Source organism: Rhizobium sp. NZLR11, from assembly GCF_019685115.1.
Classification (GTDB): domain Bacteria; phylum Pseudomonadota; class Alphaproteobacteria; order Rhizobiales; family Rhizobiaceae; genus Rhizobium.
The window spans coordinates 97,215-111,319 of record NZ_JABDWD010000015.1; the positions used below are offsets into that span (position 1 = coordinate 97,215).

Below are 14,105 nucleotides of genomic sequence, written 5' to 3' on the forward strand. Positions count from 1 at the left end.
AGGATTTGATGAGATTGATGATCATCTGCATTCTGGGAGCGGTGGTCTTCGCCGCGCCCTGCATCTACGACATAAGCTCGCAGGAGCCATCGCCGCTCACGGGCCTGGTGACGGCGGCATCCGCGGTTTCCCTTTCAGGCCACCAGGGAGAAAGACTGTGAAACTCTATCAGAATGAAATTTCCTCGGCGACATCGAGAGTCCGGATCGCGCTCGCCCTGAAGGGACTGACGGCGGAAGCGCTGCCGGTGACCATCCTTGGCGAAGAGGCAGAGAGCCGGCAGGCCGGATATCGCAGCGTCAACCCGCAGGGGCTGGTGCCGGCCTTGCTGACGGATAACGGTGTCCTCATCACCCAATCGCTGGCGATCATCGAATATCTCGACGAGCTTCAGCCGCAACCGCCGCTGCTGCCCGACACGGCGGAGGGCAGGGCGCTGGCGCGGTCGATCGCGCTGGCGATCGCAGCCGAGATCCATGCGCTGTTGCCGCCGCGGATCGGCCTCCATCTCAAATCGGCGTTCCAGGCCGACGCCGATGCGATTGCCGCCTGGAGCCGTCATTGGGTCGGCGAGGGAATGGCCGCCGTGGAGAAGATGATCGCCGGCCGCAGACAGGGGACCTTCGCGGTCGGAGATCGGCCCGGAGTTGCCGATATTTTTCTCTTCCCGCAGGCAATCAGCGCCCGGCGGATGGGCTTCGACCTCGCCCAATGGCCGCATATCGCAGAGATTGTCGCAAGGCTTGAGGCGATACCGGCTTTCCAGGAGAATGCGCCGGCGCCGAGACGATGATGCGATTGGTGAAGAAGCGGTCACAAATAACAGCAGTTGCTTTCAGTTTGTTATCTTCGCTCGTTACTCTTCGTCATCCTCGGCCTTGTGCCGAGGATCTGCTACCTATTGACCGGCTGCAGATGCTCGGGACAATCCCGAGCATGACGAAAAGGGTGGTTGGCTGTTTCTCTTACGGTGTTGAAATCCGGCGAATGACATCGCTTCTCAGCGGTTGACCCTTGCCTGCAGATGGGCGGGATAACGATCGCCTTCCACCTTGATCGTGGCGAGCGCGCGTTCGATGCTGACAAGATCGTCCGCCGTCAGTTCGACCCCGGCGGCCTGGATGTTTTCCTGGAGGCGATGCAGCTTGGTGGTGCCGGGGATCGGCACGATCCAGGGTTTTTGCGCCAGGAGCCAGGCGAGAGCCACCTGGGCGGGGCTGGCCTTTTTGTGCGCGGCGATCTCGGCGAGAAGATCGACGAGCGCTTGGTTGGCTTTGCGCGCGTCTTGAGAAAAACGCGGCACGACGTTGCGGAAATCCTTGCTATCGAAGGTGGTCGTCTCGTTGATGGAGCCGGTGAGGAAACCCTTGCCCAGCGGGCTGAATGGAACGAAACCGATGCCGAGTTCTTCGAGCGTCGGCAGGATTTCCTGCTCGGGTTCGCGCCACCACAGCGAATATTCGCTCTGTAGCGCCGTTACCGGCTGGACGGCATGGGCACGGCGGATCGTCTGGGCGCCGGCTTCAGAGAGACCGAAATGCCGGACCTTGCCTTCTGAAATCAGCATCTTGACAGTGCCCGCGACATCCTCGATCGGGACATCGGGATCGACGCGATGCTGATAGAACAGATCGATGACGTCGGTCTTCAGGCGCTTCAGCGCCTGGTCGGCCACCGCGCGGATCTGCTCCGGACGGCTGTTCATGCCGCTCTGGCCGCCATTGGCATCGAAGTTGAAACCAAATTTCGTGGCGATCACGACCTCGCTCCGGAAGGGGGCGAGCGCCTCTCCCAGAAGCTCTTCGTTTTTATAGGGGCCATAGGCCTCGGCCGTGTCGAAGAAGGTCACGCCGCGTTCGACAGCCTGCCGGATCAGCGCGGTCGCCTGCTGGATATCTGTCGCTGGGCCATAACCATAACTCAATCCCATGCAGCCGAGACCGATGGCCGAGACTTGAAGTCCGCTGTTTCCGAGTTCGCGCTTCTGCATAGCCGTTTCCTTTCTTAATCTTGATATTGCGCGTCGGTGACCTGCTCCATCCAGTCGACCACCTTGCCGTCGAGCTGTTCCTGGATGGCGATATGGGTCATCGCGGTCGTCGGCGATGCGCCGTGCCAATGGCGTTCACCCGGTGAGAACCAGACGACGTCGCCGGCACGGATCTCTTCGATGAGGCCGCCTTCCCGCTGCACGCGGCCGCAGCCGGAGGTGACGATCAGCGTCTGGCCGAGCGGATGGGTGTGCCAGGCGGTGCGGGCGCCGGGTTCGAAAGTGACGCTGGCGCCGGCGGTGCGGGCGGGGCTGGTCACTGCAAACAGCGGGTCGACGCGCACGCTGCCGGTAAACCAGTCGGCCGGTCCCTTGGCCGAAGGCTGCGAACCGCTTCGTTTGATGTCCATCTCACGTTCCTTTCAACATCTGGAGTGGACAGGCCGGTGGGCCGGCCGGGCGTCCGCCTGGGATGCAAAGTATTTAACGCGTGGGCCGGATGGCGATTAGATGCTATAAACGGCATGGACCCATGAGAAAGTTTCATAAATGCCGCGCCCTGCCGTGAACGACCTGATCGCCTTCCTCGCCGTTGCGCGCGCCCAGAGCTTTACCAAGGCGGCGGGCAAGCTCGGTGTTTCGCAGTCGGCGCTCAGCCACACCATTCGCGGGCTTGAGGAGCGGCTTGGGCTGCGATTGCTAACACGGACGACGCGCAGCGTCTCGCCGACGGAGGCGGGCGAACGCCTGCTCGCCTCCATCGGTCCACGGCTCGATGAGATCGAGAGCGAGCTCGCTGCCTTGAGCGCGTTCCGCGAGAAGCCGGCAGGCACAATCCGCATCAATGCCGGCGAACATGCGGCCAATGCGGTTCTCTGGCCTGCCCTCGAAAAACTTCTGCCTGATTATCCCGATATCCATGTCGAGATCATTGTCGACTACGGACTGACCGACATCGTGGCGGAACGTTACGATGCGGGGGTGCGGCTGGGAGAACAAGTCGCGAAAGACATGATCGCGGTGCGCATCGGCCCCGATATGAGCATGGCCGTGGTCGGCGCTCCCGCCTATTTCGACAACAGGGCGACGCCGCTGACGCCGCAGGAGCTGACCGATCACAATTGCATCAATCTGCGCCTGCCGACCTATGGCGGCGTCTATGCCTGGGAGTTCGAGAAGGACGGGCACGCGCTCAGGGTTCGGGTCGAGGGACAGTTGGTCTTCAACAATATCGCGCTGCGGCTGAACGCAGTGCTGGCAGGGTTGGGGCTGGCATATCTGCCGGAGGATGCCGTGCAGGCGCATTTTGCCGATGGGCGGCTGGTGCGTGTGCTGGAGGACTGGTGCCCGCCGTTTCCCGGCTATCATCTCTATTATCCGAGCCGCCGGCATGCGTCGCCGGCATTTGCCGTTGTCGTCGATGCACTACGCTATCGCGGGTAGAGACCGATATTTTCAGGTCGCTGACAGCGAGCAGCTATCCGTGCCAGCCCCTCTTGCAACGCGCGACAAGCTCTCTGCCGGGAGCGAAAGCATGCTGCGCCGGCAATTTGACATTCCTTCACTCGCCACTAATTCACATTTGAAACTGAAGGAAACAATGAATGAATACTGCGGCACTTGCCACGAAAGCCCGGACCGGTGTGTCCGGTTTGGACACAATTCTGGCAGGCGGTCTTTCCATCGGCCACGTGTTTCTCCTTGAGGGAAATCCGGGAGCGGGCAAGACGACTATTGCGCTGCAGTTTCTGATCGAAGGGGCTCGGCTCGGCGAGCAGGGGCTCTACATCACCCTTTCGGAAACCGACAGCGAACTGCGGGCCGGTGCTGCGTCGCACGGCATGGTGATCGACGGCAAAATCGAGGTCGTCGAGCTCGTGCCTCCGGAAAGCCTGCTCGATGCCGACCAGCAGCAAAGCCTGCTTTATTCATCCGATCTTGAACTCGGCGAGTCGACACGAGAAATCTTCGCAGCTTTCGAGCGGGTCAGACCGAGCCGGGTGGTTCTCGACAGCCTGTCCGAAATAAGGCTGCTTGCGCAAAGCTCGCTGCGCTACCGCCGGCAGATCCTTGCGCTCAAACATTATTTCGCCCGACAGGGGGCGACCGTCCTTCTCCTTGACGACATGACCTCCGACACGCTCGACAAGACGGTGCATAGCGTTGTGCACGGGGTCATCCATCTCGATGAGCTGGCGCCGAATTACGGCGCTGAACGGCGACGCTTAAGGGTGACGAAATACCGCGGACAGGCTTTCCGCGGTGGCTATCACGATTTCACCATCCAGACCGGCGGTGTCGTCGTGTTTCCGCGCCTGGTCGCCGCCGAACACAGGACGAGTTATGTTCGCGATCAGCTTTCCAGCGGTATTGCCGGGCTGGACCTGCTTCTGGGCGGTGGGCTCGAACGAGGATCGAGCACGCTGATTCTCGGTCCTGCCGGCACCGGCAAGAGCACTTTCTCTTTTCAATTTGTGATGGCGGCCATAGCACGCCGCGAAAAGGTGGCTGTTTTCATTTTTGACGAGGAGTTGGGCTTGCTGTTCGCGCGCCTGAAACAGCTCGGCATGGATCTCGAGGCCCTGAGGGATGAGGGTCTGCTGCATATCGAGCAGCTCGATGCCGCGGAGTTGTCGCCCGGTGAATTCGCTCACCGCGTATGTGCTTCCGTTGACAGATCGGGAGCGAAAACCGTGGTCATCGACAGCATCAACGGCTATCAGGCCTCGATGCCGGATGAGAATTCGCTGATATTGCATATGCACGAATTGCTGCAATATCTGAACAGGCAAGGCGCAAACACCTTCCTCACCGTCGCCCAGCACGGACTGCTCGGCGACATGAAGGCACCCGTCGACGTGACCTATCTCGCCGACACCGTCATCCTGCTGCGCTACTTCGAGGCGGTGGGACGTGTGCGGCGGGCGGTCTCCGTCATCAAGAAGAGGACCGGCCACCACGAGGACACCATCCGGGAGTATCAGATCGATGCTGGCGGCCTGACATTCGGAGAGCCCATCGTCGGTTTCCAGGGAGTGCTTCGCGGCGTTCCGGAATTCGTCTCGACGTCCGCTCCGCTTTTGCCAACCGACAGCGAGGGCTGCGGCAATTCCTAATTTCCACAACCCGAAGGCCCTGATTTATGCACCGGCCGGACGCGACGCCGAGGTCGCAGCATCGTTGACCGCCGAGACTGGATTATCCTCGATAACGGTTGCCGATCTCAATCTTTTCGCGTCTTCACTCGATGACGAAATAGCGGTCGGTGTTCTGACGGAAGAGGCCGTCCGCGGAAGTGACCTGAAACCAATTGCTGCCTGGGTCGCCGCCCAGCCGAGCTGGTCTGATCTGCCGTTCATCGTCCTGACCCAACGCGGCGGGGGGCCTGAACGAAATCCCGCCGCCGCCAGGCTTTCCGAGGTTCTCGGCAATGTGACTTTTCTGGAGAGGCCGTTTCATGCCACGTCCTTCATCAGCGTTGCGCGGACCGCACTGAAAGGACGGCTGCGCCAGTATGAAGCGCGCGCTCGGCTCGAGGCTCTGGGCGAGGGAGAGCGGCGGTTGCAGACGGCGCTCGCCGCCGGCCGCCTTGGCGCGTGGGAGCTGGAACTGTCCACAATGGCTTTGTCGGCCTCGGCGACCTGCAAAGCGGTTTTCGGTCGAGGACCGGATGATGAGGTGACGCGCGATGATCTGATCGCCAGCATCCACCCCGATGATCGCGACCTTGTGCTGGCACGCCTGCGCGAGACGGTCGATACCGGACGCGACTATTCGATCGAGCACAGGACGATCTGGCCGGATGGATCACTGCATTGGACCGAGGTCCATGCCCAGCTTTATGCAGACAGATATGGATCAGCCAGGAAGCTTGTCGGGGTCTGCTCCGATACCACCATCCGCAAGACCATCGAGGAGAATCTGAGGCGGCTCAATGAAACCCTCGAAGTGCGTGTCCGGGAACGGACCCGGGAGGTCAATGCCGCTCACCAGACACTGCTCGAAGAGGTCGCCCAGCGTGAGAGAGCCGAGGAGCAGCTTCGCCAATCCCAGAAAATGGAAGCGATCGGCCAACTCACTGGCGGTGTTGCCCATGACTTCAACAATCTGCTGATGGTCGTTCTCGGAAATCTGGAACTGCTCGGCAAACACGTGGCCGGAGATGCCAAGGCAACGCGTCTGGTCGACGGGGCGCTTCAGGGCGCGCGACGCGGAGCGGCGCTGACCCAGCGTTTGCTGGCTTTTGCCAGACAGCAGGATCTGCAGGTCAAGCCCGTCGATCTGGCCGATCTTGTCTCCGGCATGAACGACTTGCTGCGGCGCTCGGTCGGATCCTCGATCAGCATCGAGACCAATCTCCCGGCGAGACTGCCGCCGGCGCTGATCGATGCGAACCAGCTCGAATTGGCGCTGCTCAACCTTGCGGTCAATGCCCGCGATGCGATGCCGGATGGGGGGACGCTGTCCATATCGCTGCGCGAAGAACAGGTTGTCGGCGCTGGCGGCGATCTGGGCGACGGAGCCTATCTTGTGTTGGCGGTGGCTGACAGCGGCACCGGCATGGACGCGGAGACGCTGAAGAAGGCCGTCGATCCGTTTTTCTCCACCAAGGAACTCGGGAAAGGCACGGGTCTCGGCTTGTCGATGATCCACGGGCTTGCCGTTCAGCTCAATGGCGCACTGTTTCTGACAAGCGAGCCTGGGGTCGGAACGACTGCGGAGTTGTGGCTACCGGCGACCGAACGGCGGCCGGAGCGGCCGGCCGAGATGGAGCTGCCCATCCCGCAATCTGCCTCCGGACTGAAGATCCTTCTGGTCGATGACGATGCCTTGATCGCCATGAGTTCGGTCGACATGCTCGAAGATCTCGGCCATGAGGTCGTCGAGACAAATTCCGGCGCGGATGCGCTGGAGCTGATCAGGAGCGGTCAGCATTTCGATCTGATGATCACCGACTATTCGATGCCGGGTATGACCGGCGCACAGCTCACCCAGGCTGTGCGGGATATTCACCCGACGCTGCCGATCGTGCTGGCGACAGGGTATGCCGATCTTCCCGCCGGCACCGACATCGATATTCCGAGATTGGGTAAACCCTATAATCAAGCCCAGCTTGCCAAGGAAATCGCCAAGGCGCTGGCCCGCGAGACGGCTCCGGTTATCGGCTCCATCAGCGCGCGTGGTTCAGGGGCGCTGTTCAAGGCCGACGATTGCTGCGATGAAATCGGCGATGGCGCCTGTGTCGTCTAGATCGAAAACCGGCAGCGCCGAATCCGTGACGGCATGATCGGCGGCGATGGCACAGATATGGGCATCGCTCGGTGCCAGCGGTTGGCGATTGGCTGCCTCCAGGCGGCGGGCCTCGATCTTCGGGATCGGTTCGCGCTTATAGCCTTCGATCAGAACGAGATCGCAGGGGGCGAGCCGGGCGAGGATCTCCTCGAACTCAGGTTCGGGTGCTCCGCGCAGCTCGTGCATGATGGCGTAGCGGGTGCCGGAGACGATGGTGACCTCATGGGCGCCGGCCTGGCGGTGGCGGTAGCTGTCAGCCCCGACCTTGTCGATATCGAAATCATGATGAGCGTGCTTGATCGTCGAGATCCTGTAGCCGCGGCGGGTGAATTCGGTGACCAGCCGGACGGCGAGCCCGGTCTTGCCGGAATTCTTCCAGCCAGCAATGCCGAAGATCTTCGGTGCGGTCATGCGCGCAGGGCCTCCAGCCAGCGTTCCGCCTCGACGAGATCATCCGGCGTGTTGATGTTGAAGAAGGGATCGAGCAGGCTGGCGCGGGTCGGATGCAGCGGAAACGTCACTTCCGTAACGTCATGCCGCAACAGGAAGTCGCGCACGCGGCGCTTGTCGTCGGTGGCGATCCAGGCTTCGAGATCGGCGGCCAACGTCACCGGCCAGAGCCCGAAGACAGGATGGCTGCGGCCCTCGGAGGCGGCGATGGCAATCTGCGACGGGCGTTCGACCGCTGCCGCCAGCCGGGCGACGAGATCGGCTGGGAAGAACGGGCAATCGACCGAGACGGTGACGACATGGCTGATCGAGGGCAGGCCGGCGGCATAGACCATCGCTGCATGGATGCCGGCCATCGGCCCGGCCTTGCCGGGAAAACGGTCAGGGACGACGATTACGTCCTCGGCGGCGGCATCGGCATTGACGGCAACCGGGGAGACCTGCTGCGAGAGGCGGGTCAGCACATGGCGCAGCATGCTCTCGTCCCCGAGCATCACGCCCGCCTTGTCACGGCCCATGCGCTGCGAGCGGCCGCCGGCCAGCACGACGCCTGCTATATCGGACTTTTCCAGCGAGAATTCAGCCATCATCCTGCCCCAGAACCTTCGTCACACCGGTGCGCGCGGCGCAGATTCCTGCGCGATCGGCGATACGCGGCGCTTGGCCTCACGATAGAACGTATAGAGGCCGGAGGCGATGACGATCGCAGCCCCCACCAGCATCCAGCTGTCTGGCACTTCGGCGAAGAAGAAGAAGCCGAGCAGCGATGAGAAGATCAGGCTTGTATAGCGGAACGGCGCGACGAAGGAAATTTCGCCGGTGCGCATCGCGAGGATGACCGACTGGTAGCCGACGAGCACCAGCACCGAGGCGAGCAGGAGGTGCCCGAGCGAGGTGGCGCTGACCGGCTGCCAGCCGCCGAGCACGGGAATGAGCAGTGCGCCGAAGAAGGAAACAGAGATGGCGGTGATGACGGTGATCATCAGCGCGGGAATCTCCGGGTCGATCGACCGTGTCGCGAGATCACGGCTGGCCGTCGACAGCACCGAGCCGACGCAGAGGAGGGCGGCGGCGGTGAAGCCTTCGGGGCCGGGGCGGATAATGATCATCACGCCGACAAGACCGACGAGGATTGCCGACCAGCGCCGCCAGCCGACAGGCTCGCCAAAGAAGAGCGCAGCGCCGAAGGTGACAACCAGCGGCAGTGACTGCAGGATCGCCGAGGCATTGGCGATCGGCATCATGCCGAGCGCGGTAATATAGGTGACGGCGGCGATCATCTCGCAGATGATCCTGAGGATGATGATCGGCTTAAGCACGGTGCGCCAGGAGCGCAGAGCGCCCATTTTCCAGGCGATCAGATAGACCAGCAGGCTGGTGAAAAGGCCGCGCAGGAACATGATCTCACCGGCGTTCATATAGGCGATCACCGATTTGGAGAGAGCGTCGCTTGCGGAAAAGCCGGCCATCGCCATGCTCATATAGATGGCGCCCTCAGTATTGCGTGACCGCGGCATGAAGAGATTCCCGTTACCTGTGCGCCCCTTCTTAGTCGGGAAGATAGATGATGGGAATCGGATGAATGTCACACCCGGGATAAATCGATGATGCGGTGCACAATGGCGTAGACGTCAAGGCCGGGGTGTGAGCGGGATACGTGGCAGATCCTGTTTCATCGAGGAAAATCAATCCTTCCGGCGCGGCGATCAGCGCTTCAAACATGCTCCAAAGGGGCCGTCGCTCCGACTGAAATCATCGGCCTCAAGCCGTTTTCTTTTCCCGCGCGGGAAACGGGTGGCTGCATCGGCTGATCTTTGAGATCTCAGGTGTCTCGACAACTGAGGAGAAACGGACATGACACTTTTGAACGACAAGGTCGCGATCATCACCGGCGCCAGTTCCGGCATCGGCCGCGCGGCGGCGAAACTTTTTGCGCGGGAGGGTGCCAAGCTCGTGGTCACCGGACGGCGACAGGACGCACTCGGCGCCGTGGTCGCCGAGATCGAGGCGGAGGGCGGGCATGCTGTCGCCATATCGGGTGATGTCAAGGACGAGGCGTTGCAGGAAAGGCTCGTCGAGACGGCAATCTCACGCTTCGGCGGGCTCGACATCGGCTTCAACAATGCCGGTATTCTCGGCGAGATGGGACCGGTCGCCGGGCTGTCGTCGGAGGGCTGGCGCGAGACGATCGAGACCAATCTCACCGCCGCCTTCCTCGGCGCCAAATACCAGTCCGCGGCGATGGGTGAGCGTGGTGGATCGCTGATCTTCACTTCGACTTTCGTCGGCCATACCGTCGGCATGCCTGGGATGGCCGCCTATGCGGCGAGCAAAGCGGGGCTGATCGGCTTCGTGCAGGTGCTTGCCGCCGAACTCGGGCGACAAAAGATCCGCGTCAACGCCCTGCTTCCAGGCGGCACCGACACGCCTGCCAGCATCACCAACGCGCCGGATGCCACTCCCGACCTGCTCGCCTTCGTGGAGGGACTGCACGCGCTGAAACGCATGGCGCAACCGGAAGAGATCGCCAATGCGGCGCTGTTCCTGGCGTCTGATATGTCGAGCTTCGTGACGGGGACGGCGATGCTGGCCGATGGTGGGGTTTCGATTAGTCGGACGTAAGTGAGGTGAGGGGCGTACGGTGTATGTCGGAGGTCGAGCCACCCGCCCTCGTCCTTCGAGGCTTCGGCCGATGGCCTACGCGCCTCAGGATGAGGGCTGATCGTGGTGCTCAGTCGCTGCCCTTCGCCTTCGCGGCTTTGCCGCTCACCCCCCTCATCTGCCCGCCGGCATCTTCTCCCCGCTGGGGAGAAGGGACTCGTGGGGGCGTCCCGCCCTTCCTGAAGGCATCGTTTATGGAAACGGGAGAAGCGGCTTGCTCCCCCTTCTCCCCAGCGGGGAGAAGATGCCCGCCAGGGCAGATGAGGGGGGTGAGGAGCGTCAGCGACGAACGCTTGAGCGGCAAGCGAAAGGCATATGGCAGGTAAAGCCAGAATCTCACCTACGACATGATCAACCCGCCATCGACATTGATCGTCTGGCCGGTGATGTAAGCGGCGTCGTCGCTGGCGAGGAAGGTGACCAGGCCGGCGACGTCTTCGCCGGAGCCGGCTCGTTTCATCGGGATGCCTTCGACCCATTCCTTCATTAACTCGCCGGGGGCGTAGTTGCCGAGCAGTTTGCCCCAGGCCTGGTCGTTATAGGCCCACATGTCGGTCTCGATGATGCCGGGGCAGAAGGCGTTGACGGTGATCTTTTCGGTGGCGACTTCCTTGGCGAGGCTCTGGGTGATGCCGACGACGCCCATTTTCGAGGCGGCATAATGCGGGGTGTAGATGAAGCCGTCGCGGGCCTGGCCGGAGGCGGTGTTGATGATGCGGCCGCCGCGCTTGTGCTTGCGCATTCTGGAAAGCGCCTCCTGGGCGCAGAGAAAAACGCCCTTGGTGTTGACGGCCATGACCTTGTCCCACTCGTTTTCGGTGAGGTCCTCGACGCGGGCGATGGTGATGACACCGGCATTCTGGATCGAAACGTCGACAGAGCCGAATTCCTTCTCGGCAGCATCGTAGAGGGCGATGACGCTCGCCTTGTCTGTGACGTCACCGATGAAGGAGATCGCCTTGCCGCCTTCGGCCCGGATTTGCTCGGCAACGCCGTGGACCAGTTCCTCATTGGCGGAGACGACGAGATTGGCGCCTTCGCGGGCAAAGCGCCTGGCGATGGCCGCGCCAATGCCGCGGCTGCCCCCGGTAATGACGACAGTCTTTTGCTCAAAGCGTTTCATGTTCTTTCCTTCCCGGTACCGTGGATACATAGCGATCTGGGGCGCACGACCCAGCCCGCGACAATTTTTGGAGTTCAAGTGGCTGTCGAGATAATCTCGGCGAATTCCGAAGCCTTCAGCGACCCGTGGAGACCCGAACCCTCCGTCCGTTCCACGGCCGTTTCGATCAGCGTGAAGGGCGGGCAGACGACGATATCGCACGCCGCCTTACCCGTTATTCCCTTCAGCGCCTCGATCTCTGCCAGGGAGGACGCGAGATCGTTTTCCCAGTTGCTGGCAATGCGCTTTTCGTATCACCAGCAGCAGAAACCGCCGTCGACGAGAAGATCGACGCCGGTCACGAAGCTTGCTGCATTCGACAGCAAGAACACCGCCGGGCCGACCATCTCGTCCACTGCTGCCATTCGCTGCATTGGCGTTTGCTCTTCGAAGAGCCTGGTCTGATGAACCATCTCCGGACGGGTGTTCATCGGCGTTGCCGTGTATCCGGGGGAGATGGTGTTGACGCGAATGCCGCGGTCGACCCATTCCATCGCCATAGACTTCGACATATGGATCACGCCCGCCTTGGAGGCGTTATAGTGCGCTTGGCTCAGCCCCCGGTTTACGATCACACCCGACATGGAAGCGATGTTGACGATGGAGCCGCGTCCATTCTTCAGCATGGCGCGCGCCTCGGCCTGGCAGGAAAGAAAGACGCCTTTCAGGTTGATATCCATCAACGTCTGATATTGGTCCTCCTCCATCTCCTCCGCTGCGTTGGCGTTAGCGATGCCTGCAGCGTTGACTGCAAGTGTCAATGCGCCGAGATCTGTTTCGGTACGTGCTATCGCCTCTCCAAGGGAAGACTTGCTCGTGACATCCGCTGCGATCTGGATCGAACGGCGGCCGGCGGCGTGAATATGTTCGGCCGTCCTGGCCAACCCGTCGTCGGTTCGACGGTCGAGCAGCGCCACGTCGGCGCCGCACTGTGCAAGGCCGATGGCAATGCGCTGCCCGATGCCGCTCCCAGCTCCGGTAACGATGGCAACCTGGCCGCTGAGATCGAAAAGCTTCGGGGCGTTCAGAGTGATGTCGGACACCGCTCTTCCTTTCTCTGTCTGTTCAGATGGTGGCTAGCTCCATGACCGAAACGTCATTCGCCTCGTCACGGTTGAGAATGCCTGCCTGTTTGCCTTGGGCAAGCACGAGAATGCGATTGGAAACTCCGAGAACTTCCTCGAGGTCCGAGCTTACGACGATGACCGCCACGCCCCGATTGGCAAGATTGACGATGATGTCGTAGATGCCCGCTCGGGCCCCGACGTCGATGCCTCTCGTCGGTTCGTCGAGTACGACGACCTTAGGATCGCGCATCAGCCATTTCGCGATGACGACCTTCTGCTGGTTGCCGCCGGACAGGTCCGAGGCATATTGCTCCGCACGGCCCTTTACGCCGAACTTGGCAACCGCCTTCTCCGCAAACGAGCGCTTGACGCGCGGGGTAATCCAACGCCCGCCCAGCTTGTCAAGATTGGCGTAGATAATGTTCTCACCGATCCGGTGCCCGACAACCAGGCCTTGCTCCTTGCGGTCTTCCGGGACCATCACGATGCCCTTGGCGATCGCGTCCGCCGGATCGCGCAGCCTGAGTTCTTCGCCTTCCAGCTTGATCGAACCTGCACTGATCGGGTCCGCGCCTGAAATCGCGCGGACAAGTTCCGTGCGGCCCGCACCGACCAGTCCGGCGATTCCGAGAATTTCCCCGGCGCGCACATCGAAGGTAACGTCGCGGAATGAGTTGTCCGGCGAGCTCAGCCCCGACACCTGGAGTACGGGATGGTCTGTCGGCACCGGCAGCGTTGGGAACAAGCGGTCAAGCGGGCGTCCGACCATGCTCTCGACGATCGTTCGCACCGGTGTCGCGCTGTCGGAGAATTCCTGCACGCGCTCGCCATCGCGAAGAACGACGACCCGGTCGGTTATTCGCTTGATCTCTTCCATGCGGTGGGAAATGTAGACGATGCCGACACCCTCTGACCGAAGCTTTCTAACCTGTTCGAAAAGAGCTTCCGTCTCCGCGCCGCCAAGGGCCGCGGTCGGTTCGTCCAGGATCAGGAGCTTTGCATTGAGAGCCAACGCCTTGGCGATCTCGATGAGCTGTTGATTTGCGGTGGAAAGGCCGGCGACCTTCCGGGTGGCGGGTATGTGAAGGTTCAGGCGAGCGAGCTGTTCCTGAGCGCGGCGAACCATTTGGGCACGGTCGACGACGCCGTTCTTCATCGGCCAGCGCCCGATGAAGACGTTTTCCGCGATCGATAGCTGCGGCAGCAGCTGCAGCTCCTGATGGATGAGGACAAGGCCCTTGTCGATCGCCTCCCTCGGGGAGGCTGGGGCATAAGACTGCCCCAGCCAGGTCATTGATCCTTCGGACGGCGTGCGTGACCCGGCGATAATGCCGGATAGCGTCGACTTGCCGGCTCCGTTTTCACCGAGAAGTGCTACCACTTCGCCCGGATAAACGTCCAAGCTGACATTCTTCAGAACCTGGAGCGGCCCATACCACTTGGATATGCCCCTCAGGGAAAGAACTGGATCAGTCACGGCACA

At 61.7% G+C, this 14,105-nt stretch carries 14 protein-coding genes; 6 read left to right on the forward strand and 8 right to left on the reverse strand.

What is annotated here, in order from left to right; translation table 11 throughout:
- Positions 1–8: 8 nt before the first annotated feature.
- Together HJB83_RS23785 and maiA are read left to right on the forward strand one after the other, a co-directional pair.
- Positions 9–161 (forward strand): hypothetical protein, encoded by a 153-nt coding sequence (locus tag HJB83_RS23785; protein WP_207580733.1) that lies wholly within the window; start codon positions 9–11, stop codon positions 159–161.
- Positions 158–793 carry a maleylacetoacetate isomerase gene (gene maiA, locus HJB83_RS23790; RefSeq protein ID WP_207580732.1) on the forward strand — a complete coding sequence of 212 codons (636 nt, stop codon included), beginning with the start codon at positions 158–160 and terminating at the stop codon, positions 791–793. The genes HJB83_RS23785 and maiA overlap by 4 nt, the downstream gene beginning before the upstream one ends.
- Positions 794–1,000: 207 nt before the next feature.
- On the opposite strand, the gene HJB83_RS23795 is transcribed toward maiA, so the two are convergent.
- Both HJB83_RS23795 and HJB83_RS23800 read right to left on the reverse strand, forming a co-directional pair.
- Positions 1,001–1,990: an aldo/keto reductase gene (locus tag HJB83_RS23795; RefSeq protein ID WP_221132900.1), complete on the reverse strand. Its 990-nt coding sequence runs from the start codon at positions 1,988–1,990 to the stop codon at positions 1,001–1,003.
- Positions 1,991–2,004: 14 nt separating this feature from the next.
- Positions 2,005–2,400 (reverse strand): cupin domain-containing protein, encoded by a 396-nt coding sequence (locus HJB83_RS23800; RefSeq protein WP_207580730.1) that lies wholly within the window; start codon positions 2,398–2,400, stop codon positions 2,005–2,007.
- Between the two features lie 139 nt (positions 2,401–2,539).
- Between HJB83_RS23800 and HJB83_RS23805 the strand changes: the two genes are divergently transcribed.
- The 3 genes from HJB83_RS23805 to HJB83_RS23815 all read left to right on the forward strand — a co-directional run bounded on the left by HJB83_RS23805 (position 2,540) and on the right by HJB83_RS23815 (position 7,240).
- Positions 2,540–3,433 (forward strand): LysR family transcriptional regulator, encoded by an 894-nt coding sequence (locus HJB83_RS23805; protein WP_207580729.1) that lies wholly within the window; start codon positions 2,540–2,542, stop codon positions 3,431–3,433.
- A 161-nt stretch (positions 3,434–3,594) separates the two neighbouring features.
- Positions 3,595–5,106, forward strand: a complete 1,512-nt coding sequence (locus tag HJB83_RS23810; protein ID WP_207580728.1) for an ATPase domain-containing protein — start codon at positions 3,595–3,597, stop codon at positions 5,104–5,106.
- Positions 5,099–7,240: an ATP-binding protein gene (locus tag HJB83_RS23815; protein WP_281438264.1), complete on the forward strand. Its 2,142-nt coding sequence runs from the start codon at positions 5,099–5,101 to the stop codon at positions 7,238–7,240. The genes HJB83_RS23810 and HJB83_RS23815 overlap by 8 nt, the downstream gene beginning before the upstream one ends.
- Here HJB83_RS23815 and mobB read toward each other — a convergent pair.
- From mobB to HJB83_RS23830, 3 genes are read right to left on the reverse strand one after another with little or no spacing between them, the layout of a single operon-like run.
- Positions 7,175–7,693, reverse strand: coding sequence for a molybdopterin-guanine dinucleotide biosynthesis protein B (gene mobB / locus HJB83_RS23820; RefSeq protein WP_207580727.1), 519 nt, complete (start codon positions 7,691–7,693; stop codon positions 7,175–7,177). The genes HJB83_RS23815 and mobB overlap by 66 nt on opposite strands.
- Positions 7,690–8,319 carry a molybdenum cofactor guanylyltransferase MobA gene (gene mobA, locus HJB83_RS23825; RefSeq protein WP_221117145.1) on the reverse strand — a complete coding sequence of 210 codons (630 nt, stop codon included), beginning with the start codon at positions 8,317–8,319 and terminating at the stop codon, positions 7,690–7,692. The genes mobB and mobA overlap by 4 nt, the downstream gene beginning before the upstream one ends.
- A gap of 21 nt (positions 8,320–8,340) precedes the next feature.
- Positions 8,341–9,249, reverse strand: coding sequence for a DMT family transporter (locus HJB83_RS23830; protein ID WP_207580725.1), 909 nt, complete (start codon positions 9,247–9,249; stop codon positions 8,341–8,343).
- Positions 9,250–9,586: 337 nt separating this feature from the next.
- On the opposite strand from HJB83_RS23830, the gene HJB83_RS23835 reads away from it, so the two are divergent.
- The gene (locus HJB83_RS23835; protein WP_207580724.1) at positions 9,587–10,354 is read left to right on the forward strand and encodes an SDR family oxidoreductase; all 768 of its coding nucleotides are present in this window, start codon (positions 9,587–9,589) and stop codon (positions 10,352–10,354) included.
- Between the two features lie 379 nt (positions 10,355–10,733).
- On the opposite strand, the gene HJB83_RS23840 is transcribed toward HJB83_RS23835, so the two are convergent.
- From HJB83_RS23840 to HJB83_RS23850, 3 genes are all read right to left on the reverse strand, one after another.
- Complete coding sequence (locus HJB83_RS23840) at positions 10,734–11,516, reverse strand: glucose 1-dehydrogenase (protein ID WP_207580723.1); 783 nt, start codon at positions 11,514–11,516, stop codon at positions 10,734–10,736.
- Between the two features lie 293 nt (positions 11,517–11,809).
- Positions 11,810–12,598: an SDR family oxidoreductase gene (locus HJB83_RS23845; RefSeq protein ID WP_207580722.1), complete on the reverse strand. Its 789-nt coding sequence runs from the start codon at positions 12,596–12,598 to the stop codon at positions 11,810–11,812.
- A 22-nt stretch (positions 12,599–12,620) separates the two neighbouring features.
- Positions 12,621–14,099, reverse strand: a complete 1,479-nt coding sequence (locus HJB83_RS23850) for a sugar ABC transporter ATP-binding protein (protein ID WP_207580721.1) — start codon at positions 14,097–14,099, stop codon at positions 12,621–12,623.
- Positions 14,100–14,105: the final 6 nt, after the last annotated feature.